This is a genomic window from Pseudomonas sp. MC6, from assembly GCF_054790575.1.
The window spans coordinates 1,597,534-1,618,989 of sequence record NZ_CP186504.1 but is presented as its reverse complement, the minus strand read 5'-3'; the positions used below and the strand labels follow the sequence as shown (position 1 = coordinate 1,618,989).

The 21,456-nt window shown below is 59.8% G+C and carries 18 protein-coding genes and 1 pseudogene; 15 read left to right on the top strand and 4 right to left on the bottom strand.

From position 1 onward, the window contains the following. Positions 1 to 64: 64 nt before the first annotated feature. Positions 65 to 1,027: a FecR domain-containing protein gene (locus tag ACOYXE_RS07310; protein WP_160057925.1), complete on the bottom strand. Its 963-nt coding sequence runs from the start codon at positions 1,025 to 1,027 to the stop codon at positions 65 to 67. Further along, positions 1,027 to 1,536 (bottom strand): sigma-70 family RNA polymerase sigma factor, encoded by a 510-nt coding sequence (locus ACOYXE_RS07305; protein WP_160057926.1) that lies wholly within the window; start codon positions 1,534 to 1,536, stop codon positions 1,027 to 1,029. Before ACOYXE_RS07305 ends, ACOYXE_RS07310 begins: the two co-directional genes overlap by 1 nt. Before the next feature lie 216 nt (positions 1,537 to 1,752). Between ACOYXE_RS07305 and ACOYXE_RS07300 the strand changes: the two genes are divergently transcribed. Then, on the top strand, positions 1,753 to 2,253 hold the full coding sequence (locus ACOYXE_RS07300) for a YkgB family protein (RefSeq protein WP_160057927.1): 501 nt from the start codon (positions 1,753 to 1,755) through the stop codon (positions 2,251 to 2,253). 52 nt (positions 2,254 to 2,305) lie between these two features. Here the strand turns inward: ACOYXE_RS07300 and ACOYXE_RS07295 are convergent, their stop codons facing one another. Next, positions 2,306 to 3,214, bottom strand: a complete 909-nt coding sequence (locus tag ACOYXE_RS07295) for a helix-turn-helix domain-containing protein (RefSeq protein WP_460928417.1) — start codon at positions 3,212 to 3,214, stop codon at positions 2,306 to 2,308. A gap of 162 nt (positions 3,215 to 3,376) precedes the next feature. On the opposite strand from ACOYXE_RS07295, the gene ACOYXE_RS07290 reads away from it, so the two are divergent. The 5 genes from ACOYXE_RS07290 to ACOYXE_RS07270 all read left to right on the top strand — a co-directional run bounded on the left by ACOYXE_RS07290 (position 3,377) and on the right by ACOYXE_RS07270 (position 9,753). Continuing rightward, entirely contained in the window at positions 3,377 to 4,735 is a 1,359-nt protein-coding gene (locus ACOYXE_RS07290) for a glutamine synthetase family protein (RefSeq protein ID WP_460928415.1), read from the top strand. 172 nt (positions 4,736 to 4,907) lie between these two features. Beyond that, positions 4,908 to 5,996: a polyamine ABC transporter substrate-binding protein gene (locus tag ACOYXE_RS07285; RefSeq protein ID WP_460928413.1), complete on the top strand. Its 1,089-nt coding sequence runs from the start codon at positions 4,908 to 4,910 to the stop codon at positions 5,994 to 5,996. After that, entirely contained in the window at positions 5,993 to 7,294 is a 1,302-nt protein-coding gene (locus ACOYXE_RS07280) for an NAD(P)/FAD-dependent oxidoreductase (protein WP_160057931.1), read from the top strand. Before ACOYXE_RS07285 ends, ACOYXE_RS07280 begins: the two co-directional genes overlap by 4 nt. A 232-nt stretch (positions 7,295 to 7,526) precedes the next feature. Beyond that, entirely contained in the window at positions 7,527 to 9,182 is a 1,656-nt protein-coding gene (locus ACOYXE_RS07275) for a PqiB family protein (protein WP_460928411.1), read from the top strand. 16 nt (positions 9,183 to 9,198) lie between these two features. Further along, positions 9,199 to 9,753 (top strand): PqiC family protein, encoded by a 555-nt coding sequence (locus ACOYXE_RS07270; protein WP_160057933.1) that lies wholly within the window; start codon positions 9,199 to 9,201, stop codon positions 9,751 to 9,753. A 6-nt stretch (positions 9,754 to 9,759) separates the two neighbouring features. Here the strand turns inward: ACOYXE_RS07270 and ACOYXE_RS07265 are convergent, their stop codons facing one another. Further along, complete coding sequence (locus ACOYXE_RS07265) at positions 9,760 to 10,605, bottom strand: site-specific integrase (protein WP_224793216.1); 846 nt, start codon at positions 10,603 to 10,605, stop codon at positions 9,760 to 9,762. 447 nt (positions 10,606 to 11,052) lie between these two features. Between ACOYXE_RS07265 and arnB the strand changes: the two genes are divergently transcribed. The 9 genes and pseudogenes from arnB (at position 11,053) to ACOYXE_RS07220 (ending at position 21,446) form a co-directional block, all read left to right on the top strand. Beyond that, the gene (gene arnB, locus ACOYXE_RS07260; RefSeq protein ID WP_460928408.1) at positions 11,053 to 12,201 is read left to right on the top strand and encodes a UDP-4-amino-4-deoxy-L-arabinose aminotransferase; all 1,149 of its coding nucleotides are present in this window, start codon (positions 11,053 to 11,055) and stop codon (positions 12,199 to 12,201) included. Next, positions 12,198 to 13,214, top strand: a complete 1,017-nt coding sequence (arnC, locus tag ACOYXE_RS07255) for an undecaprenyl-phosphate 4-deoxy-4-formamido-L-arabinose transferase (RefSeq protein ID WP_460928406.1) — start codon at positions 12,198 to 12,200, stop codon at positions 13,212 to 13,214. Before arnB ends, arnC begins: the two co-directional genes overlap by 4 nt. Beyond that, a complete protein-coding gene (arnA, locus tag ACOYXE_RS07250; protein WP_460928404.1) occupies positions 13,211 to 15,202 on the top strand; it encodes a bifunctional UDP-4-amino-4-deoxy-L-arabinose formyltransferase/UDP-glucuronic acid oxidase ArnA in 1,992 nt (663 codons plus the stop codon). The genes arnC and arnA overlap by 4 nt, the downstream gene beginning before the upstream one ends. Beyond that, positions 15,202 to 16,086: a 4-deoxy-4-formamido-L-arabinose-phosphoundecaprenol deformylase gene (gene arnD / locus ACOYXE_RS07245; protein WP_160057937.1), complete on the top strand. Its 885-nt coding sequence runs from the start codon at positions 15,202 to 15,204 to the stop codon at positions 16,084 to 16,086. Before arnA ends, arnD begins: the two co-directional genes overlap by 1 nt. After that, positions 16,083 to 17,735: a lipid IV(A) 4-amino-4-deoxy-L-arabinosyltransferase gene (arnT, locus tag ACOYXE_RS07240; protein WP_460928401.1), complete on the top strand. Its 1,653-nt coding sequence runs from the start codon at positions 16,083 to 16,085 to the stop codon at positions 17,733 to 17,735. The genes arnD and arnT overlap by 4 nt, the downstream gene beginning before the upstream one ends. After that, a complete protein-coding gene (gene arnE, locus ACOYXE_RS07235) occupies positions 17,732 to 18,076 on the top strand; it encodes a 4-amino-4-deoxy-L-arabinose-phosphoundecaprenol flippase subunit ArnE (protein ID WP_460928399.1) in 345 nt (114 codons plus the stop codon). The genes arnT and arnE overlap by 4 nt, the downstream gene beginning before the upstream one ends. Next, positions 18,073 to 18,477, top strand: a complete 405-nt coding sequence (arnF, locus tag ACOYXE_RS07230) for a 4-amino-4-deoxy-L-arabinose-phosphoundecaprenol flippase subunit ArnF (protein WP_405123730.1) — start codon at positions 18,073 to 18,075, stop codon at positions 18,475 to 18,477. The genes arnE and arnF overlap by 4 nt, the downstream gene beginning before the upstream one ends. Beyond that, positions 18,474 to 19,854, top strand: a pseudogene (locus ACOYXE_RS07225) (UDP-glucose dehydrogenase family protein). Before arnF ends, ACOYXE_RS07225 begins: the two are co-directional and overlap by 4 nt. Then, complete coding sequence (locus ACOYXE_RS07220; protein ID WP_460928397.1) at positions 19,851 to 21,446, top strand: ArnT family glycosyltransferase; 1,596 nt, start codon at positions 19,851 to 19,853, stop codon at positions 21,444 to 21,446. Before ACOYXE_RS07225 ends, ACOYXE_RS07220 begins: the two are co-directional and overlap by 4 nt. The last annotated feature ends 10 nt before the right edge of the window (positions 21,447 to 21,456 follow it).

Here is a 21,456-nt window from a genome sequence, read left to right as displayed (position 1 = left end):
AAGAAGCTCTCGATTTTGTTCACTTGCCTGGAATGACCAGCGAGGCGAAAAAAAGGGACAGGCTTCAGCCAGTTTTTTCTGAGGAGGGAATGTTTCGAGGCGTGAGAGACACCCAGAACCGTGTACGCGTATGAACGTCGATCGGCAAGCTGGCCGCGAGCAGTGTGAGGATTTGATCAGTATTGTCGAGGCGGAAACTGCCGGTGATGCGCAGCGTTTCCAAGGCCGGATCCCAGCGCAACAAGCCCGAACGATAGCGACTCAGCTCGCGCAAAAAATCCCCCAGCGGTTGGTTTTGCGCCATCAACACACCGTCGCGCCAACCCGGCATCAGCGCATCGAACGCTGTAACGGAACCGGAACCAGATGCTTTCAGGCTAACCTGCTGACCTTGATTCAACACCAGCGCCGCCCCGTGCAACGGTTGTAACTGCACCTTGCCGCTGACGACCGAAACGTTGCAGTCACGCTCATTGATACGCACGCACACCTCGCTGCGACTGACGATGATTCGCCCGTAAGGTGCGTTGATCGTCAGCGCCGAACTGCCCGGCACGTTGAGTGCTATCTCGCCACGCACCAGCGTCAATTGCCGTGCCGGCAGATCGACGTTCACTGCGCTGGCGGTGTTCAGTTGTAACGAACTGCCGTCACCCAACGACAAACGCTGGCGCTCTCCAGTGCTGGTGTGCAGATCGGCACGCCATGCATCCATCGGCAATTGTCGACTGATCAGCCACGCTGCTGGCACCAGCGCGGCGAGTCCGAGCGCACGTTTCAGCGCGGCACGACGTTCCAGATCCGGACGATCCAGCGTGGCCATGGCCAACGCCGCCGGCACCGCGGAAAAGCGTTGGCGCAGCAGTTGAATCTTCTGCCAGGCGTTCTCGTGACGACTGTCGCTGTTGCGCCAATACTGCAGGCGCGCGTGATCAGCATCCGTGGCGTCGCCCGATTCGAGCAGTGCCAACCATTGCGCGGCGGCACGAGCCACTTCGCGCGCTTCTGAGTTGGACGATACGCGCATCATAGATCCAACATCAAACAATGCTCGTAAGCCTGCGCCATATAACGTTTTATGGTGCGTTCGGAGACCTGCAGGCGCTCGGCGATTTCGCGGTAACCGAGGCCTTCAAGCTGACTCCATAAAAACGCCCGGCGCACTGCTCGGGGCAAACCATCAAGCAACTCATCCAGCGCTTGCAGGGTTTCCAGCAGCACCCAACGTTGCTCGGGCGACGGCACGCATTCTTCGGGCAATTGCGCGAGGGCTTCGAGGTAGGCTTTTTCCAGGCTGCGACGTGTGTAGAAGTTGCTCAGCAGGCGTTTGCCGACAGTCAGCAAATACGCCCGAGGCTCGCGCATATCGGTAATCGGCTGAGCGCTGCACAGCACGCGCAGGAAGGTGTCCTGACTCAAATCCGCCGCATCCCACGCATTGCCCATGCGCCGCCGCAACCAGGTTTCCAGCCAGCCCTGATGATCGCGGTACAACTCATGCAGGCTCTGCTCCGATGGCGTCGCTGCTTCAGTCATCTCAAGAGGCCCTGCGCGAAGTAAGAATTCAAATGAGACTGATTCTATTTAACTTCAACGCTGACACAAAGGTCTTTTTGCCCATTGATGTCGGCCTGCAACAAAATTTCGCGCAAGCAGCCTGTTTTTTGTCGCGCTTTAGTCTGCGTCGGGCTGTAATTTTTGCAACGGGACCTTCTCTAGCGGGTGTCATCACCTCAAAGAAAAGGAACAACCATGAACACTTGCACTTTGTCTCGCCTGCTTTCGAATGACTTCGAGATCAGATTGATGCGCTGGACACTCGTACTGATCTTCGCGATCTTTGGCTATAGCAAATGGTTTGCGTACGAAGCTGAAGGCTTGATTCCTCTGTTGGGCAACAGCCCTCTACTGAGCTGGATGCACAGTGTGTTCGGAATTCAGGGGGCCAGCTATGCCTTGGGTGTAGCCGAATGGGCCATTGGCCTCGGTTTGATTGTGGGCGCCTGGTTTCCCCGAGTATCGCTGTGGGCCTCGGCCGGATCTGCGATCACTTACCTGACCACGCTCACCCTGATCCTGACCACCCCGGATGCGTGGGAAGCGTCTGCCGGCGGCTTTCCGGCAATGGGCGGCGCAACCAGTTTTCTGATCAAGGATGCAGTTTTGCTCGCAGGATCTGTTGTATTGCTCAAACACAGCTTGTTGACACTGTATCCAGTCACCGCAGCGAAGGTTGTCAGCAAGAATCCGTAACAATCGAAACCGGCAGAAAAGCTGCGCGCCCGGGAAACAGGGCGCTGTCAGTTCAAATCACTGGTGAGCGTTTCAGCGTCTCGCTCGGCAACTCCTTGAACAACGCCCGGTAACTGCTCGAAAACCTTCCCAAATGCCAGAACGACCACTGCATCGCCACCTCGGCAACCGTAGTTTCCGTCGGCCGGCGCTTGAGCAATTCACGGTGTGCACTGTTCAACCGGCGCAGGCGCAACCAATGGCTAGGGGTCATCCCGGTGTAGGCTTTGAACGCCTGCTGCAATTGTCGCAATGGCACGCCGGCCACGTGCGACAGCTCAAGCAGATTGACCGTGTCTTCCGGCGAATCCGCCGCCCACTCTCCAACGCGTTTCATGATCATCCGCTCTTCGCTGCGCCGCTGTAATCCGCCGCGATCAAGACTGGTGTGAGCGTTATCGAGAATGAACAAACAGTCTTCCAAGAGTTGCTGCGTCAACGCATCTTTATCAAACAGATCAACAGCTTGCGACAACTTCGTGAGAGTGGAGCTTAACCAGCGACTGAACAGAGCGTTCTGTCCGCAATTGAGTTGTGTCATGAACAACCCTTCGAGTTTCGCCACATTCAGACCGTGCTGACGGACAAACTCCGGACCGAACACCACGGCGATTTCCTGGTAGTTCTCCGGGGTGATCCAGATATTGCGGCTTTCTTCGTTGAGCAGATACAGCGCGTTGTCACTGCGATCAAAACAGAACGCCAAAGCACCCGACGGCGCGCTGAAATTCTGCTCGACCCGGGTGTTCATCTGCTCTTCATAGACCTCGACGCCCTGCAGATCCAGATAGCGGATCTGCCCGGCAAAATGCCCCGGTGACATCTGTTGGTAATGCTGGACCCAGCCCGGTGTGGCACGGACTTGTTCGGCGACATCGGCGGTGTTGAACGCTTGGACCTGTAACGAATTGCACGTTGTCATGGGGTGACCTTGCGCACTCTTTTGGTGCGCTTTGGTGCTGCTTAAAGTGGATAGATGGAACTGCATGGCTCGCCCAAGATAGTCGTCAACGCGCCACAGGGGAAGGGGCGGAAGATGAAACCCGCCCTCCCCGGCGTCTATAAAACCAATAACGAGGTCTTTATGAATGCCCCTTTCGATCAGCTGTTCACGTGGCTGAAAGATCACAAGATTACCGAAGTCGAATGTGTGGTCAGCGACCTGACCGGCATTGCCCGCGGCAAGATCGCACCGACCAACAAGTTCCTGCATGAGCGAGGCATGCGCCTGCCGGAAAGTGTGCTGCTGCAAACGGTAACCGGGGATTTTGTCGACGACGACATCTACTACGACCTGCTCGATCCTGCCGACATCGACATGGTGTGCAAGCCCGTGGCTGACGCGGTCTACGTGATTCCATGGGCGATCGAACCGACCGCCATCGTCATCCACGACACCTTCGACAAGTTCGGCAACCCGATCGAACTGTCGCCGCGCAACGTGCTGAAGAAAGTCTTGCAGCTCTACACCGACAAAGGCTGGAAGCCGATTGTGGCGCCGGAAATGGAGTTCTACCTGACCCAACGCTGCGAAGACCCGGATCTGCCGCTGAAGGCACCGCTGGGCCGCTCGGGCCGTGCTGAAAGCGGTCGGCAGTCGTTCTCGATCGATGCCGCCAACGAATTCGATCCGTTGTTCGAAGACGTCTACGACTGGTGCGAACTGCAAGGCCTGGACCTCGACACGCTGATCCACGAAGACGGCCCGGCGCAGATGGAAATCAACTTCCGTCACGGCGACGCCCTTGATCTGGCCGACCAGATCACCGTGTTCAAACGCACCATGCGTGAGGCGGCGCTCAAGCACAACGTTGCGGCGACGTTCATGGCCAAGCCGATCGGTGATGAGCCGGGCAGCGCCATGCACATCCACCAGAGCGTGGTGGACATCGCCACTGGCAAACCGATTTTCGCCAATGAAGACGGGCAGATGAGCGAGCTGTTCCTGCATTACATCGGCGGTTTGCAGAAGTACATCCCGAAAGTGCTGCCGATGTTTGCGCCCAACGTCAATTCGTTCCGCCGCTTTCTGCCGGACACCTCGGCACCGGTCAACGTCGAATGGGGCGAAGAAAACCGCACTGTTGGTCTGCGTGTACCGACTTCCAGCCCGGAAGCCATGCGCGTAGAAAACCGTCTGCCGGGCGCCGATGCCAACCCGTACCTGGCAATCGCCGCGAGCCTGCTCTGCGGTTACATCGGCATGGTTGAAGGCATCGCACCGAGCGCTGCGGTACAAGGCCGCGCTTACGAGCGTCGCAACCTGCGCCTGCCGATCACCATCGAAGAAGCGCTGACGCAGATGGAAGAGTGCGAAACCGTTGGGCAGTACCTGGGCGACAAATTCGTCCGGGGCTACGTCGCGGTAAAGCGTGCCGAGCATGAAAACTTCAAGCGCGTGATCAGCTCGTGGGAGCGTGAGTTCCTGATGCTCAGCGTGTAATTCAGATTTGCACAGACCCTGTGGGAGCGAGCCTGCTCGCGAAGGCGTCAGCACAGTCGCCATTTATGTTGCCTGACCCACCGCTTTCGTCGGAACGCCGCCCGGAGCAGGCTCGCTCCCACAAGGGATTAGCGAACCACCTGAAAAATCCAACAATTTAAGAGGTGTCGAAATGCGTCTGTTGAAAACCATGATTCCCGCCGCTCTGGCCCTGATGTGCAGCGCCGTAGCAAACGCCCAACCCCAGGTCAGCGTCTACAACTGGACCGACTACATCGGCGAAACCACCCTCGCCGATTTCCAGAGCCAAAGCGGGATCAAGGTGATCTACGACGTTTTCGACTCCAACGAAACCCTCGAAGGCAAACTGCTCGCCGGTCGCACCGGGTATGACGTGGTCGTGCCGTCCAACCACTTCCTCGCGCGTCAGGTGAAGGCCGGCGCCTTCCTCAAACTCGACCGTGCGCAACTGCCGAACTTCAAAAACCTCGACCCGAAACTGCTCGAGCTGCTGGAGAAAAACGACCCGGGCAACGAGCACTCGGTGCCGTACCTGTGGGGCACCAACGGCATCGGCTACAACGTCGACAAGGTCAAGCAAGTGCTGGGCATTGACCACATCGATTCCTGGGCCGTGCTGTTCGAACCCGAAAACCTGAAAAAACTCAGCCAGTGCGGCGTGTCGATGATGGATTCCGCCGACGAAGTCTTCCCGGCCGTGCTCAACTACATGGGCATGGACCCGCGCAGCGAAAACCCGGAAGACTATAAAAAGGCTGAAGCGAAACTGCTGAGCATCCGCCCGTACATCACCTATTTCCATTCCTCGAAATACGTGTCGGATCTGGCCAACGGTGACATCTGCGTAGCCTTCGGTTACTCCGGCGACGTGTTCCAGGCCGCCAACCGTGCCAAGGAAGCCAAGAACGGCGTGAACATCGCTTACGCCATTCCGAAGGAAGGCGCCAATCTCTGGTTTGATCTGTTGGCCATCCCCGCCGATGCGAGCAACACCAAAGAAGCGCACGCTTTCATCAATTACCTGCTCGATCCGCAAGTGATCGCCAAAGTCAGCGCTTCGGTCGGTTACGCCAACCCGAACCCGGCCGCCAAGCAATACATGGATCCGGAGCTGGTCAACAATCCTGAGGTCTATCCGCCTCAAGAAGTTCTCGACAAGCTCTACATCTCTACCACCCCGCCCCAGGCGATCATGCGACTGATGACCCGATCCTGGAGCAAAGTGAAGTCGAACAAATGAATCAGTACACCCAGGAACACGCCCGCTCCTATTACGCCGCTTCGGCCCGGGCGAGCACACCCTATCCGCTACTGGACGGTGACTTGACCGCCGACGTCTGTGTGATCGGTGGCGGCTTCACCGGGGTCAACACCGCCATCGAGCTGGCTCAGCGCGGATTGTCGGTGGTGTTGATCGAAGCCCGGCGCATCGGCTGGGGCGCCAGTGGGCGCAATGGCGGCCAGTTGATTCGCGGGATCGGTCATGAGGTCACGGGATTCGCCAAGTATGTCGGTCAGGAAGGCGTGCGTTATTTGCAGCGCGCCGGCATCGATTCGGTCGAACTGGTGCGTCAGCGCATCGGCGACAACGCCATCGATTGCGACCTGCGCTGGGGCTTCTGCGATCTGGCCAATACCCCGGCGCAGTTCGCTGCCTTCAAGGATGAATTGGTCGACCTCGCCGAACTCGGTTACGCCCACGAAACCCGGCTGATCGGCCCGGAGCAGGTGCGCCAGCAGGTGGTCAACTCCGACATTTACGCCGGCGGCTTGGTGGACATGGGGTCCGGTCATTTGCATCCGCTGGATCTGGTGCAAGGCGAAGCGCGACTTGCAGCATCGTTGGGCGTAAGGATTTTCGAGCAGAGTGAAGTGCTGGAAATCATCCATGGCCCGACCGTGCAGGTCCGCTGCGCAAGCGGCACGGTGCGGGCTGGCAGTCTGGTGCTCGGCTGCAATGCGCATCTGGACGAACTCGAACAGCAACTCAGTGGCAAGGTGCTGCCGGCCGGCAGTTACATCATCGCCACCGAACCGTTGTCCGAGGCGCGCGCCGCGCAACTGATCCCGCACAATCTGGCGGTGTGCGACCAAAAAGTCGGCCTCGATTACTACCGGCTCTCCGCCGATCGGCGCTTGCTGTTCGGCGGTGCCTGCCACTATTCCGGGCGCGATCCGGCGGACATCGCCGCTTATATGCGACCGAAGATGCTCAAAGTCTTCCCGCAACTGGCCGACGTGCGCATCGATTACCAGTGGGGCGGCAAGATCGGCATCACTGCTAACCGCTTTCCGCAGGTCGGCCGGCTCAAGCAACAGCCGAACGTGTTCTACGCACAGGGCTATTCCGGCCATGGCCTGAACGTCACGCACTGGTGCGCGAAGCTGCTCGGTGAGGCGATTCATGCCGGTCACAGTCAGGGCATGGACGTGTTCAGCGGCGTGCCGCACATGACCTTCCCTGGCGGCCCGTCCCTGCGCTCGCCACTGCTGGCACTGGGCATGTTCTGGTATCGCCTGCGGGAAATGCTCGGATAACCCGCAACCCGCTCCGACACCATGCCCAAGTAGGAGCTGCCGAAGGCTGCGATCTTTTGGCCCTGAAAAAGCAAGATCAAAAGATCGCAGCCTCGTTTCACTCGACAGCTCCTACATGGAAACTGTCAACGATGCGAGCTATACACATTTGCTCTATCGCCAAGCACTTCTATATTGATGAGGTGCTTTTGCGTTCCTGACGCTCAGTGCCCATTCAATCGAGGAGACATGGATGAAGTCGTCAGCCACCGACGAGCCGCGAGCGCCAGGCCAAGCCCCCGTGAAAACCCGCCGCTTCGGCATCTCCCTCGTCTGGATCGTACCGATCGTGGCGGTGCTGGTGGGTATTTCGCTGGTGGTGCACAACATCCTGCAGGAAGGGCCGACCATCGTGGTCACCTTCAAGACCGGCAGCGGTCTGACAGCCAATAAGACCGAAGTCAAATACCGCAACGTGGTGATTGGTCAGGTCACCGATGTCGACTTGAGCGACGACCAGAAAAGCGTCAACGCCACGATCAAACTGGCCAAACAGGCCGAGACGTTTACTCGTGAAGATTCACAGTTCTGGGTGGTACGCCCGCGAATCGGTGCCGGTGGCGTTTCAGGTATCGACACCCTGCTTTCCGGCGACTATATCGGTGCCGACATCGGACAGGCCAACAACCGCGCCAAACAATTCAAGGGCCTGGAAAACCCGCCGCCGATTACCTACGGCGAACCCGGCAAGCGTTTCATGCTGCACACCCAGGATCTCGGTTCGCTGGACATCGGTTCGCCGGTGTATTACCGCAAGATCCCTGTCGGCCAGGTCGTCACCTACGAGCTGGCGCCTGACGGTAAAGGCGTGAATATCGAAGTGTTCATTCACGCGCCCAACGATGCGTTCGTCACTGAAAACACCCGATTCTGGAACGCCAGTGGCATTGACGTCAGCGTCGGCGCCAACGGTTTCCAGGTGAAAACCGAATCCCTGTCCTCCATGCTGGTGGGCGGTATCGCTTTCCGTGCGCCGGATTACAGCCCCAACGACGTGGCCGCCGCCGATGACAAGGAATTCGAACTGTTCGAAGACCAGCAAACCGCCCTCGCCCCACCCAACGGCAAGGCGCAGTATCTGAGTCTGCGCTTCGACCAGTCCCTGCGCGGCCTCAAGGTTGGCGCACCGGTGGAGTTCCTCGGCATGGAAATCGGTCGGGTGGTGGCGATCAATCTGGATTTCGATGCGAAAAAACGCAGCTTCCCGCTTAACGTCGGCATCGTCATTTACCCGCAACGTTTGGGCATGGCTTATGGAAAAATGCTCACTGCGTTCAAGCATGATCCCAACGATGAGGCCGCCGGCATTCGCCTGATGGGCACCTTCATCGACAATGGCCTGCGCGCCCAGGCCCGCAGTGGCAACCTGCTGACGGGGCAACTGTACGTGGCCCTGGACTTCTTCCCGAAAGCCGAAAAAGTCGCGTTTGACCCCACGGCGCGCCCGGTGGTGATTCCAACCGTGCCGGGCAGCCTCGAACAGCTGCAGGAAAAACTCGAAGCCGTGGTCGACAAGCTCAACAAGCTGCCGGTTGATCGCATCGCCACCAACCTCGACAGCAATCTGATCGAGCTGCGCAAAGGCCTGACCCAGTTCAACGCCAAGACCCTGCCGGGCGTGCAGAGCACTCTGGCCGACGTCAGCAAGACCTTGCAGTCCGCCAGCTCCACCTTGGCCGAAGATTCGCCGCAACGCGAGAAACTCACGGAAACCCTCGACGAGCTCGGGCGCATGTCGCGCTCGCTGCGTGAGCTGTCGGATTACCTGGGCCGGCATCCTGAATCGCTGATCCGCGGTCGCCCCGATAACGCCGCGCCTATCGATCTGAAAGGCCCGCCACGTAACTGAGCACAGGAGCTGAACCATGGCTGTACCGCTGAAAATCACCGTGCTCGCTGCGTTCATGCTGCTTGGCGCCTGCCGCAGCGACCCGATCAGCTTTCACACGCTGACGCCGGTGCAGATCGCCAACACCCGGACCGGCGCGCAGATTCCGATTGAAGCGCTGAGCGTGCCGCCGCAGGTCGACCGGGCGCAAATCGTTATCCGCCAGGGCAACAGCGGCCTGGCGATTCTGGAAACCGATTGGTGGGGGGCGACACTGGCGGATGAGTTGCGCGGTGCATTGGCCGACCAGTTGAGCAATACCAGTGGCCAAGGCAACGTTTCGGTTCGCATCGAAGTGCAACGCTTCGACTCGATCCCCGGTCAGTACGGCCTGATCGACGCCAAATGGCGCTTGCGTCCCGTCGGCGCCACTGACAATGGCTCGCTGACCTGCCGTTCGACCCTGCAAACACCGTCCGGCCCGACCATCGATGATCTGGTGGGTGCCCAGCAGAACAACGTCAAACGCTTGGCCGTGCAGATCAGTCGGGCGGCCACCGGCAACGCGCGCACCTGCCCTTCCCCGTCCTGACGGGGCCTACAGATCGAAGCGATCGACCGCACGCCGCCGCTCGTTGTCATCACGCACATCGTAGTTGGCGGTGGTCTGGATGTTGCTGTGGTGCGCCAGTTTCTGCGCAATCGACAAATCATGTTCCTCGATCACCCGCGTGATAAACGAGCGGCGGAAATCGTGGGGCATGATCTTCACCCCGACCTGAGTACCCCGCTGACGGGCAATGTAATAAATCGCGTGTTTGGTGATGCGCTCACGGGTGATATGGCTGCCGCGACGGATGCGGTTGAACAGAAAGGCATCGTCACTCTCGCCCTCCTTGAGTTCTGAACGCCGCAGTTCCAGCCACGCATCAAGTTTGGCGAACGCCCACGCCGGTGCGTACTTGATCAGTTGCTTGTTGCCCTTGCCGGTGACGGTCAGGCTGCGTTCGGTGAAGTCGACCTGATTCAGGTCCAGATCAACCGACTCCGATTTACGCATGCCGGTGCCGTACAACAGCGCAATCACCGCTGCGTCGCGCAGCCCTTGCGGACGCGGATCGGCGGCGCAGACTTCCATCAATTCGTGGATCAAGGTGCGCTTCAAGTTGCGCCCCTGGGACAAGCGCGTGCCGGCAATACCTTTGACCGAGCGCATCTTCAAAAGATGATCCTGGCTGATCAGGCTCATGCGCCAGGCTTCATTCATCACACCGCGCACGGCATTCACGTACAGCGACGAGGTATTCGGCGCATAACCGTCGGCGCGCAATGCGGCGACCAGTGCCACGACGTCTTCCGGTTGCAGCCCGTGCCAGGGGATTTCTTCGATATCCACGTCTTCGAAACCGAGGCGGTCCGCAGCATCCTGCAAGACATAGCGCATGGTCAGTTGGCTGGAAGGCGCCAGTCGCGCCAGATAAAGCGTCAGCGGATTAGTGTTGGACGGGGTGGATTCAGTACTCGACAAGTCAATCAAACGAAACGGCCTTGAATAGAAAACAGTTCAACAAAACAACTTAAAAGTGCAAACAAACTTATATAAAGAGCGACTCTTTCGTAAGACTTTTCGACTAAAACAGCCGATGAACGGAAGAAGTCTGAACGGTGGCTGTATGGCTTAGAGATAGACGAATCGCCGACCGTTTTTTCATGTTCCTTTGACAAAAACGCGCATAACCTTAGTTACAACAGGTTGCCCCGAAAGGCCTGCAACCCTGCCGTCCGTGGACTTAAAAGTCAATCAGGCATTCCCCGGCCGGTATCTCAACCCTTTGAAATTCCGTGTTTTTCAGACAATCGGCTGAAGGATGGCTGTCGCCCCGAGGTTCTTATGAGTCAAGCGTTTCTGCCGTTTTCCCGTCCGAGTATCGGCGATGAAGAAATAGCCGCCGTTGAACAAGTATTGCGTTCGGGGTGGATTACCACCGGGCCTAAAAGCCAGGCACTGGAAGAACACTTCGCCAACTATGTCGGTTGCAAGCACGCCGTGGCACTTTCCTCGGCCACCGGCGGCATGCACATCACCTTGTTGGCTTTGGGCATTGGTCCGGGTGACGAAGTCATCACCCCGTCGCAGACCTGGGTCTCGACCGCCAACATGATCTCGCTGCTCGGCGCTACACCAGTGTTCGTCGACGTTGATCGCGGCACCTTGATGACCGACGCCTTGCGTATCGAAGCCGCCATCACCCCGCGCACCAAAGCAATCATCCCGGTGCATTACGCCGGCGCCGCGTTTGATCTTGATCCGCTGTACGCGCTGGCCGACAAGCACGGTATCGCCGTCATCGAAGACGCCGCCCACGCCGCTGGCAGCCGTTACAAGGGCCGCCAAGTCGGCGCGCAGGGCACGGCGATTTTCTCCTTCCACGCGATCAAGAACATGACCTGTGCCGAAGGCGCAATGTTCGTCACCGACGACGAAGCCCTGGCCAGCCGCGTGCGCATGCTCAAATTCCATGGTTTGGGCGTTGACGCCTACGACCGGCTGACCGGTGGCCGCAAGCCGCAGGCGCAAGTGATGGAGCCGGGGTTCAAATACAACCTCGCCGACATCAACGCTGCAATTGCCTTGGTGCAGCTTGAGCGTCTGGACGCAATCAACGCCCGCCGCACCGAACTGGCTGCCGCCTACCGGCAAAAACTCGAAGGCTTGCCGGTGCTACCGCTGGCCCTGCCCGCTTACGCACAAACCCACGCCTGGCACCTGTTCATCCTGCGCATCGACAGCGAGCGCTGCGGCATGGACCGCGAAGCCTTCATGAAATGCTTGCAGGACCAGGGCATCGGCACCGGTATCCATTTCATCGCCACTCACCTGCACACCTGGTATCGCCAGCGTGCCCCCGACCTGTATCTGCCCGACACCGAATGGAACTCGGCGCGGCTGTGCTCGATTCCGTTGTTCCCCGACATGAGCGATCAAGACCTCGATCGCGTGGTCGGCGCCATCGCCACCCTTATGGACAAACGCCTGTGAAAACCTATCCGATCCGCTGTGTGTCGATCGTCATCCCGGTCTACAACGAACAGGACAGCCTGCCGGAACTGTTGCGCCGCACTGAAGCGGCGTGCCGGATGCTGCGTCACGACTATGAAATCGTCCTCGTCGACGACGGCAGCCGTGACCAGTCCGCCCTGCTTCTTGAAGAAGCCGCAACCCGTGAGGACAGCCCGTTCGTGGCGGTCATCCTCAACCGCAACTACGGCCAGCACGCGGCAATCATGGCCGGTTTCGAACAATGCAAAGGCGATGTGGTGATCACCCTCGACGCCGACCTGCAGAACCCGCCGGAAGAAATCCCGCGCCTGGTCGCCGAAGCGGAAAAGGGTTACGACGTGGTCGGCACTGTGCGCGGCAACCGCCAGGACTCGGCCCTGCGCCGCTATCCGTCGAAGCTGATCAACCTCGCCGTGCAACGCTCCACCGGCGTCGCCATGAGCGACTACGGCTGCATGCTCCGCGCTTACCGGCGGACGATCATCGACGCGATGCTCGCCTGCCGTGAACGCAGCACGTTCATCCCGATTCTGGCCAACAGCTTCGCCCGCCACACCACCGAAATCGTCGTGGCCCACGCCGAACGTGAGCACGGCGATTCGAAGTACAGCCCGATGCGTTTGATCAACCTGATGTTCGACCTGATCACCTGCATGACCACTACGCCGCTGCGTCTGTTGAGCATCGTCGGTTTCGCTATGGCTGGCCTCGGCGTGTTGTTTGCCGCCGCACTGATCTTGTTGCGCCTGGTGTTCGGTGCCGGCTGGGCCGGTGACGGCATGTTCGTGCTGTTCGCGGTGTTGTTCGTGTTCACCGGTGGCCAGTTCATCGGCATGGGCCTGCTCGGCGAATACCTGGGGCGCATGTACAGCGACGTGCGCGCCCGCCCGCGTTTCTTCGTTGAAAAAGTCTTGCGCGGCCAACCCGCCATGCCGCCGCGCGCCATCACCGTCGACGGTCTCTCCTCCTCCAATGATCAGGTTCTCTCATGAGCGCAAAAACGGTTGTCTTCGCTTATCACGATATCGGCTGCGCCGGCATTCAAACCCTGCTCGACAGCGGCTATGAGATTGCGGCGGTATTCACCCATGCCGACGACCCGAAAGAGAACGCCTTCTACGCCTCGGTCGCACAACTGTGCGCACGCAAAGGCATTCCGGTGCACGCCCCCGAAGACGTCAATCACCCACTGTGGATCGAGCGGATCGCCAAACTGAATCCGGACTACCTGTTCTCCTTCTACTATCGCCACCTGCTGAGCGAGTCGTTGCTGGCCACCGCGAAAAAAGGCGCGTTCAATCTGCACGGCTCGTTGCTGCCAAGCTACCGTGGCCGCGCCCCAGCCAACTGGGTGCTGGTCAACGGCGAGACCGCAACCGGCGTGACTCTGCACCGCATGGTCAAACGTGCCGATGCCGGCGCCATCGTTGCCCAACAGCGTGTGGCCATTGAACGCAGCGACACCGCGCTGAGCCTGCACGGCAAGCTGCGCATCGCCGCGACGGATCTGCTGCGCGACACTTTGCCAGCCATGCTGCAAGGCAAGATCAGTGAAACCGCGCAGGACGAATCGAAAGCCACAGTATTCGGGCGTCGCACGGCGGCGGACGGCAAACTGCTTTGGGCGAAACCGGCCGAGCAGTTGTTCAACCTTGTGCGCGCCGTCACCCAACCTTACCCGGGCGCGTTCTGCGCTGTGGGCGAGCACAAACTGATCGTCTGGAGCGCTGAAGTTGCCAAGGGCAACGACAGCCAGGCGCCGGGCCGGGTGATCAGCGTCGATCCGCTGCGCATTGCCTGCGGCGAAGACTCGCTGGTAATCCTCTCCGGTCAGCGCAACGACAACGGCCTGTTCCTCAGTGGCCCGCAACTGGCCAGTGAACTGGGTCTGGTCGACGGCTCGCTGTTGCGCGGTGCCGAATCCGGCCGTGCGCCACGTCGCACTCGCGTGCTGATCCTTGGCGTTAACGGTTTTATCGGCAATCACTTGTCCGAACGCCTCCTGCGCGATGACCGCTACGAAGTCTATGGACTGGACATCGGTTCCGACGCCATCGACCGTCTGCGCAGCCATCCGCACTTCCACTACGTCGAAGGCGACATCAGCATTCACTCCGAGTGGATCGAGTACCACATCAAGAAGTGCGACGTGGTCCTGCCGCTGGTGGCCATCGCCACGCCGATCGAATACACCCGCAACCCGTTGCGCGTGTTCGAACTCGACTTCGAAGAAAACCTCAAGCTGGTGCGCTACTGCGTCAAGTACAACAAGCGCGTGATCTTCCCGTCGACCTCGGAAGTCTATGGCATGTGCCAGGACAAGCATTTCGACGAAGACACCTCCAACCTGGTGGTCGGCCCGATCAACAAGCAGCGCTGGATCTACTCGGTGTCCAAGCAATTGCTGGACCGCGTGATCTGGGCGTACGGCGCCAAAGGTCTGAATTTCACCCTGTTCCGCCCGTTCAACTGGATGGGCCCGCGCCTTGATCGTCTGGATTCGGCCCGCATCGGCAGCTCCCGCGCCATCACTCAGTTGATTTTGAATCTGGTGGAAGGCACGCCGATTCGCCTGTTCGACGGTGGCGAGCAAAAACGCTGCTTCACCGACATCGCCGACGGCGTCGAGGCCCTGGCGCGGATCATCGATAACGACAACGATGTCTGCAACGGTCAAATCATCAACATCGGCAACCCGGACAACGAAGCGAGCATCCGTCAGCTGGGTGAAGAACTGCTGCGTCAGTTCGAAGCGCATCCGCTGCGCGATAACTTCCCGCCGTTCGCCGGTTTTCGCGACGTCGAGAGCAAGGCGTTCTATGGCGCTGGCTATCAGGATGTTGAGCACCGCAAACCCAGCATCGCCAACGCCAAGCGTCTGCTCGACTGGACGCCAACCGTGGAAATGCGCGAGACCATTGGCAATACGCTCGACTTCTTCCTGCGTGAAGCGATGCTCGAAATCGCGGACAAGCGCTAATGCAGGCCGGTCTACGCATCGACGTCGACACCTTTCGCGGCACCCGTGAAGGTGTGCCGCGCTTGCTGGAAATGCTCGACGAGGCGCAGATCAAGGCAACGTTTTTCTTCAGTGTCGGCCCCGACAACATGGGCCGGCATCTGTGGCGCCTGATCCGCCCGCAGTTTCTCTGGAAGATGCTCCGCTCCAATGCGGCCGGCCTGTATGGCTGGGACATTCTGCTGGCCGGCACCGCGTGGCCGGGCAAACCGATTGGCCGTGATCTCGGGCACCTGATGCGTCAGGCCCGCGATGCCGGTCATGAGGTTGGCCTGCATGCATGGGATCACCACGGCTGGCAGGCCAACGCCGGGACCTGGAGCGACAAGCAACTGATCGAGCAGATTCGTCAGGGCGTCGACTCGTTGAGCGACATCCTCGGCGCGAAAGTCGACTGTTCCGCCGCCGCTGGTTGGCGTGCGGACGAGCGCGTGATCGAGGCCAAGCAAGCCTTCGGCTTTCGCTACAACAGCGATTGCCGAGGCGACCGCCTGTTTCGTCCGCTGCTGGCCGACGGCACGCCGGGCACGCCGCAGATTCCGGTGGATCTGCCGACCTTCGATGAAGTCGTCGGCCCGATCGTCGCAGCGCGGGACTTCAACGGGTTTATCCTTGACCACTTTCGTCCGCAACAGCTCAACGTCTACACCATTCACGCCGAAGTAGAAGGGATTCTGATGGCTGAGGATTTTCGTCAACTGCTGGTCGATGCACGCCAGCGCAACATCGCTTTCAAACCGCTGGGCGACTTGTTGCCCGAGTTCTTCAACACCTTGCCCATGGGTCGCGTACAACGTGGCGCCCTCGACGGCCGTGAAGGCTGGCTGGGAGTGCAAGACGCATGACTAAACGCTGGACGCTGCCACTGCTGTTGCTGGTCATTTGCTTGCTGGCCTATCTGCTGCCGCTGGGCACGCACGGCTTGTGGATTCCCGACGAAACCCGTTACGCACAGATCAGTCAGAACATGCTGCTGAGCGGTAACTGGGTGTCGCCGCACTTCATGAGCCTGCGCTACTTCGAGAAGCCGATTGCCGGTTACTGGATGATCGCGCTGGGTCAGCAAGTGTTCGGGCAGAACCTGTTCGGCGTGCGCTTCGCTTCGGCGCTGAGCACTGGCTTGAGCGTGCTGCTGTGCTATCTGGTTGCCCGGCGCTTGTGGAGCGAGCCGCGCAAAAGTTTCGTCTGCGCCCTGCTCTACATGAGTTTCACCATCGTTGCCGGTCAGGCGGGCTACGCCAACCTCGATCCGCAATTCACCTTCTGGGTCAATCTGAGTCTGGTGGCGCTGTGGTTTGCCCTCGACAGTCAAACCGGCGGCAAGCGCATGGCCGCTTGGGCCGTGCTGGGGCTGGCCTGCGGCATGGGTTTCATGACCAAGGGTTTTCTCGCCTGGCTGCTGCCGGTGCTGATCGCCGTACCGTGGATGCTCTGGCAAAAACGCTGGCGAGAACTGCTGATGTTCGGCCAGGTGGCGATTGCCATCGCGATCCTCATCAGCTTGCCTTGGGTGCTCTCGGTGCATGCGCAGGAGCCCGATTACTGGCGATTCTTCTTCTGGCACGAGCACATTCGTCGCTTTGCCGGGGACGATGCGCAACACGACGCGCCGTGGTGGTTTTACCTGCCGCTGCTGGTGGCGTTCAGTCTGCCGTGGGCCGGCCTGTTGCCGACGGCGTTCAGGCAAGCCTGGCAAACCCGCGCTCAGCCGAAAATCGTGTTCCTGCTGCTGTGGCTGCTGATGCCGCTACTGTTTTTCAGCCTGAGCAACGGCAAATTGCCGACTTACATACTGCCGTGCCTGCTGCCGCTGGCGTTGTTGCTGGGCGATGCGTTGGCCGATCGTTTGCGTCTGGAGCAAGGTCGGGCACTGAGCATCAATGGGTTGCTCAATCTGCTGCTGGGCGTCGTCACGCTGATCGCGCTGGTGTACCTGCAACTGAGCAAACCGGTGTACGACCACGAACTACACAGCATGGTGCTGGTGTTTATCGCGCTGATCGGCTGGATCATCGCCAATCTGCTGCAAGCCTTGCTTCCGCTGCAATGCTGGGCGGCTCCGGCGCTGGGCAGCCTGTTGCTGATCGCGGTGTTGCCAGCGGCGCTGCCGAAATCGGTGGTCGCCAACAAGATGCCCGATCAGTTCATCAAGCATCACGTCACGGAACTGGCGCAAACCACACACCTGTTGAGCAACGATCTGGGTGCTGCTTCGGCACTGGCCTGGCGCCTGAAAACCCCGCAAGTGGCGTTGTACAACACGATAGGCGAATTGAAATATGGCCTTGCCTATCCTGACGGCATTCAACAGCGGGTCGATCCCGAACACGTACAACAGTGGATGCGCGAGGCACGCCGCAGCGGTGCGGTCGGCGTGGTGATGCGCGTCAAGGGGCAGGACGAACTGGACGAAATCGACAAGTTGCCAAAGGACGGCGTCCGTTACGAGCAGGGCAACCTGGTGATCATGATCCTGCCCAAGGAGGCGTCATGAGCCTGTTGCTGCTGTTGGCCGCGTGCCTGCTGACCTGTCTCGGGCAGATTGCGCAGAAGTACGCCGTGGAGAGCTGGCGCGGGAGCGATTCTTCGCTGACCGGCAAACTGCGCTCGCCGTGGTTGTGGCTGGCGCTGCTCGCCCTCGGTTCCGGTCTGTTGGTCTGGTTGCTGGTGCTGCAGCGGCTGGAAGTCGGCGTCGCTTATCCGATGCTCAGCCTCAACTTTGTCCTGATCACCCTGATCGCGCGCTTCGTCTTCCGTGAACCCATCGACCGCCAGCATTGGCTCGGCGTGGCGTTGGTGATCGGCGGCGTGGCGTTGCTGGGGCAACAGTCATGAATCAACGTCGCGGCATCACTTTCGCGCTGGGCAGCGTGTTACTCGTCAGCGCTGCGCAACTGGGCATGCGCTGGAGCATGACCCGTCTGCCCGTGCCGGAACAATGGCTGCACATCGACAGCCTCGACCTGCGTGCATTGGCCGTGGTCGTTGCGGCGATTTTTGCCTACGCGCTGTCGATGCTCTGCTGGCTCGCCGCCCTGCGCGATCTGCCGCTGGGCCGGGCTTACTCGCTGCTGAGCATCAGCTATGCGCTGGTGTATCTGCTGGCGGCCAGTCTGCCGCTGTTCAACGAATCCTTCAGTTTCACCAAATCACTGGGCGTGGCGCTGGTCATGCTCGGGGTCATCACCATCAACACTCGTCCGGCTCGTGCGCCCGAATTCAGGAGTGCTCCATGAAAATCACAGTATTTGGCAGCGGTTACGTCGGTCTGGTGCAAGCGGCTGTGTTGGCCGAAGTCGGCCACGATGTCGTGTGCATGGACGTCGACCAGAAGAAGGTCGACCTGTTGCGCCAGGGTCATGTCAGCATCTTCGAACCGGGGCTGGACCAGCCTGGTACGCGAAGGTCTGGATTCGAAACGCCTGCAATTCACCACCGATGAAAAGCTCGCCGTGCAGCACGCTCGGGTGGCGTTTATTGCCGTGGGTACGCCGTCGCGTGAGGACGGTTCGGCGGATCTGCGTTATGTGCTTTCGGTCGGCGATGCCATTGCCCGCCATCGTGAGCAGCCATTGATTCTCGTGGAAAAATCCACGGTGCCGGTGGGCACGGGCGACACCCTGCGCACGCACATTGAAAAAGCCTTGATCAAGGTCGGCCGCCTGCTGCAATTCGATATCGTTTCCAACCCGGAGTTTCTCAAGGAAGGCTCCGCCGTTGCCGACTGCCGTCGGCCGGACCGTATCGTTATCGGTTGCGAAGGCGATGACGTGCGCGACGTGATGCGCGATCTGTATTCGCCGTTCAACCGCAACCACGACCGCATCATGTTCATGGACCTGCGCAGCGCTGAGCTGACCAAGTACGCCGCCAACTGCATGCTGGCGACCAAGATCAGCTTCATCAACCAGATCGCCGAACTCGCCGAACACTTGGGTGCCGACATCGAGTCGGTACGCCAGGGCATCGGTGCCGACACGCGCATCGGTTATCACTTCATCTACCCAGGCTGCGGTTATGGCGGTTCGTGCTTCCCGAAAGACATGCGCGCGTTGATCCACAGCGCCGAAGAAGCGCATTGCTCCAGCGACTTGCTGCAAGCGGTCGAGGCGATCAACCAGCGCCAGAAACACAAATTGTTCGAGCGCATCAACGCGTTCTACAAGGGCGACCTGCGCGGCAAGACCTTCGCCCTGTGGGGCCTGGCGTTCAAACCCAACACTGATGACATGCGCGACGCGCCGAGCCGCGTGTTGCTGGAAGAACTGTGGGCCGCCGGTGCCAGCGTGCGCGCCTTCGACCCGGAAGCCATGCAGGAAACCCAGAACCTTTACCCGAACGAATCGAAACTGATGCTGATGGGCACACCGGAATCGGTCTTGCCCGGCGCCGATGCGTTGATCATCTGCACCGAGTGGCAGCAGTTCAAAGCACCGGATTTCGACCTGATCAAACAGCGCCTCAACAGCCCGGTGATTTTCGACGGGCGCAACCTTTACGACGCCGAGCGTCTGGCGCGCAATGGCTTCCAATACTTCCCGATGGGCCGTGGCGAATCGCGCAAACTGCCGATCCCGCTGCAACAGTGGCCGAATGCGTCCGACGTTGCTTGATCGCGTTATCGCCTGAGATTCGCCGGCAGTCCCTGATCGCAGGGCTGCTGGCGTTTTTATTGTTCATGGCCGGGGTCCACGGGCAGGCCCCGATCGGTTTCGACTCGCGATTTGTGTTGTTCGCGCAAGAGATGCTACGCCATGAGCCGACGGTGTTTCCGACCACCTATGGTCAGCCTTACGCGGATTACTCAGCGGTTTCGACGCTGTTCATCTGGCTGTTGTCGTTGCCGTTTGGCGCGGTGAATGCGTTGACCGCGTGGGCGCCGAGCGCAATCGCGGGCGCGTTGATCGTGACGTTGATGTATCGCCTGCTGGCACCGTACTCACGGCCCTGGGCGTTGATCAGTATTGCCTTGCTAATGCTCACCAGTGGCTTTGTCACTGAAGTGCGCGCGGTGTCGCAGGACTTGATGCTCGCGGGTGCGGCGTTCGCAGTGTTTTATCTGGGCTATGCCCATGATCATTTTGGCGGCGGGCGTCGTTGGCCGTTGATCTTCGTATTGCTGCTGCTCGGTTTCGGCATACGCGGGCCGATTGGTCTGGTGGTGCCGACCGGAATGCTGTGCAGCTATTACCTGCTTAACCGTGAATGGTCGCGGTTGCTGGTGTTCGGCGCGTTGGCTTCGCTGTTGCTGGCCGCCTGTGTCGGGTTGTTGTTATGGCTGGCACAGGTCAGCGGTGGCCCGGTGTTCCTGCAGGACGTGATCCGCATGCAGTTCATGGGGCGCATGGACGGCAGCGAAGGCGTCAGCGGTTCGCTGTATTACTTCACCAGCTCCTTCGGTAACTATGCGCTGGCCTATCCGTTGGCATTGCTGGTGCTGGCAGCGGCCTGGCTGAGCAAGCCGCAACAGCGTGGCCCGGCGCTGCGTCTGGTGCAGTACTGCGCGGCGGCGGCCCTGATTGTGATGGTCGGGTTGTCGATTCCCCAGGCGAAGAAGGCACGGTATCTGCTGCCGATGCTGCCCATGGCGGCGGTCATTGCGGCGTATCCGTTTCAGGTGGCGCATGGGCGGGTGTTTCGCTGCTTGCGCGGGTTGATCATGGGCTTGTGGCTGGTCACACCGGGCTTGTTGCTGGTGGTTTTACTGGTCGCGCAACGGCGCTTTCCCGAGCAATTGAGTGAAGTTTCCATTGTTTTGCTCGCGCTGGGCGTTCTTCAACTGCTGGCTCTGTCGAGATTGTTGATCACGCGTTGGCGCGCCGAACTGTTGGCGTTGTGTGCCGTGTTGGCGCTGTGGATGGTGTATGCGGCGGTCTTCGAACCGGTGGAACGGCGTTTGTACGACACCCAGTCATTCAGCCACGCGGTGTTCGCCCAGGTTCAGCAAAACCCGGCGCCGCTGGTGTTGCATGGCATGGGCAAGGACGCGAAAGCGATCAAGTTCATGGTCAATCTCTCGCAGGACCTGCAACCGCAGTTCAGCGACTCGATCCAGCAACTGGAGGCGATCAAAGGTCCGGCGTGGCTGATGATGGATCGCAGTGATCTACCCTCCCTCAAGGGCACGCCGCTGGAAAGCGCGCAACCGGTGTTGAACGGGCGTTTCGACAAAAACGACTATGTATTGCTGTGGCTGAAACCGTAACCTGTCCAGC

Bases quoted from the DNA above. Each gene is read 5' to 3' on its own strand.
- ACOYXE_RS07310 (WP_160057925.1), bottom strand. From the start codon at position 1,027: ATGCGCGTATCGTCCAACTCAGAAGCGCGCGAAGTGGCTCGTGCCGCC.
- ACOYXE_RS07305 (WP_160057926.1), bottom strand. From the start codon at position 1,536: ATGACTGAAGCAGCGACGCCATCGGAGCAGAGCCTGCATGAGTTGTAC.
- ACOYXE_RS07300 (WP_160057927.1), top strand. From the start codon at position 1,753: ATGAACACTTGCACTTTGTCTCGCCTGCTTTCGAATGACTTCGAGATC.
- ACOYXE_RS07295 (WP_460928417.1), bottom strand. From the start codon at position 3,214: ATGACAACGTGCAATTCGTTACAGGTCCAAGCGTTCAACACCGCCGAT.
- ACOYXE_RS07290 (WP_460928415.1), top strand. From the start codon at position 3,377: ATGAATGCCCCTTTCGATCAGCTGTTCACGTGGCTGAAAGATCACAAG.
- ACOYXE_RS07285 (WP_460928413.1), top strand. From the start codon at position 4,908: ATGCGTCTGTTGAAAACCATGATTCCCGCCGCTCTGGCCCTGATGTGC.
- ACOYXE_RS07280 (WP_160057931.1), top strand. From the start codon at position 5,993: ATGAATCAGTACACCCAGGAACACGCCCGCTCCTATTACGCCGCTTCG.
- ACOYXE_RS07275 (WP_460928411.1), top strand. From the start codon at position 7,527: ATGAAGTCGTCAGCCACCGACGAGCCGCGAGCGCCAGGCCAAGCCCCC.
- ACOYXE_RS07270 (WP_160057933.1), top strand. From the start codon at position 9,199: ATGGCTGTACCGCTGAAAATCACCGTGCTCGCTGCGTTCATGCTGCTT.
- ACOYXE_RS07265 (WP_224793216.1), bottom strand. From the start codon at position 10,605: ATGCGCTATGTCTTGCAGGATGCTGCGGACCGCCTCGGTTTCGAAGAC.
- arnB (WP_460928408.1), top strand. From the start codon at position 11,053: ATGAGTCAAGCGTTTCTGCCGTTTTCCCGTCCGAGTATCGGCGATGAA.
- arnA (WP_460928404.1), top strand. From the start codon at position 13,211: ATGAGCGCAAAAACGGTTGTCTTCGCTTATCACGATATCGGCTGCGCC.
- arnD (WP_160057937.1), top strand. From the start codon at position 15,202: ATGCAGGCCGGTCTACGCATCGACGTCGACACCTTTCGCGGCACCCGT.
- arnT (WP_460928401.1), top strand. From the start codon at position 16,083: ATGACTAAACGCTGGACGCTGCCACTGCTGTTGCTGGTCATTTGCTTG.
- arnE (WP_460928399.1), top strand. From the start codon at position 17,732: ATGAGCCTGTTGCTGCTGTTGGCCGCGTGCCTGCTGACCTGTCTCGGG.
- arnF (WP_405123730.1), top strand. From the start codon at position 18,073: ATGAATCAACGTCGCGGCATCACTTTCGCGCTGGGCAGCGTGTTACTC.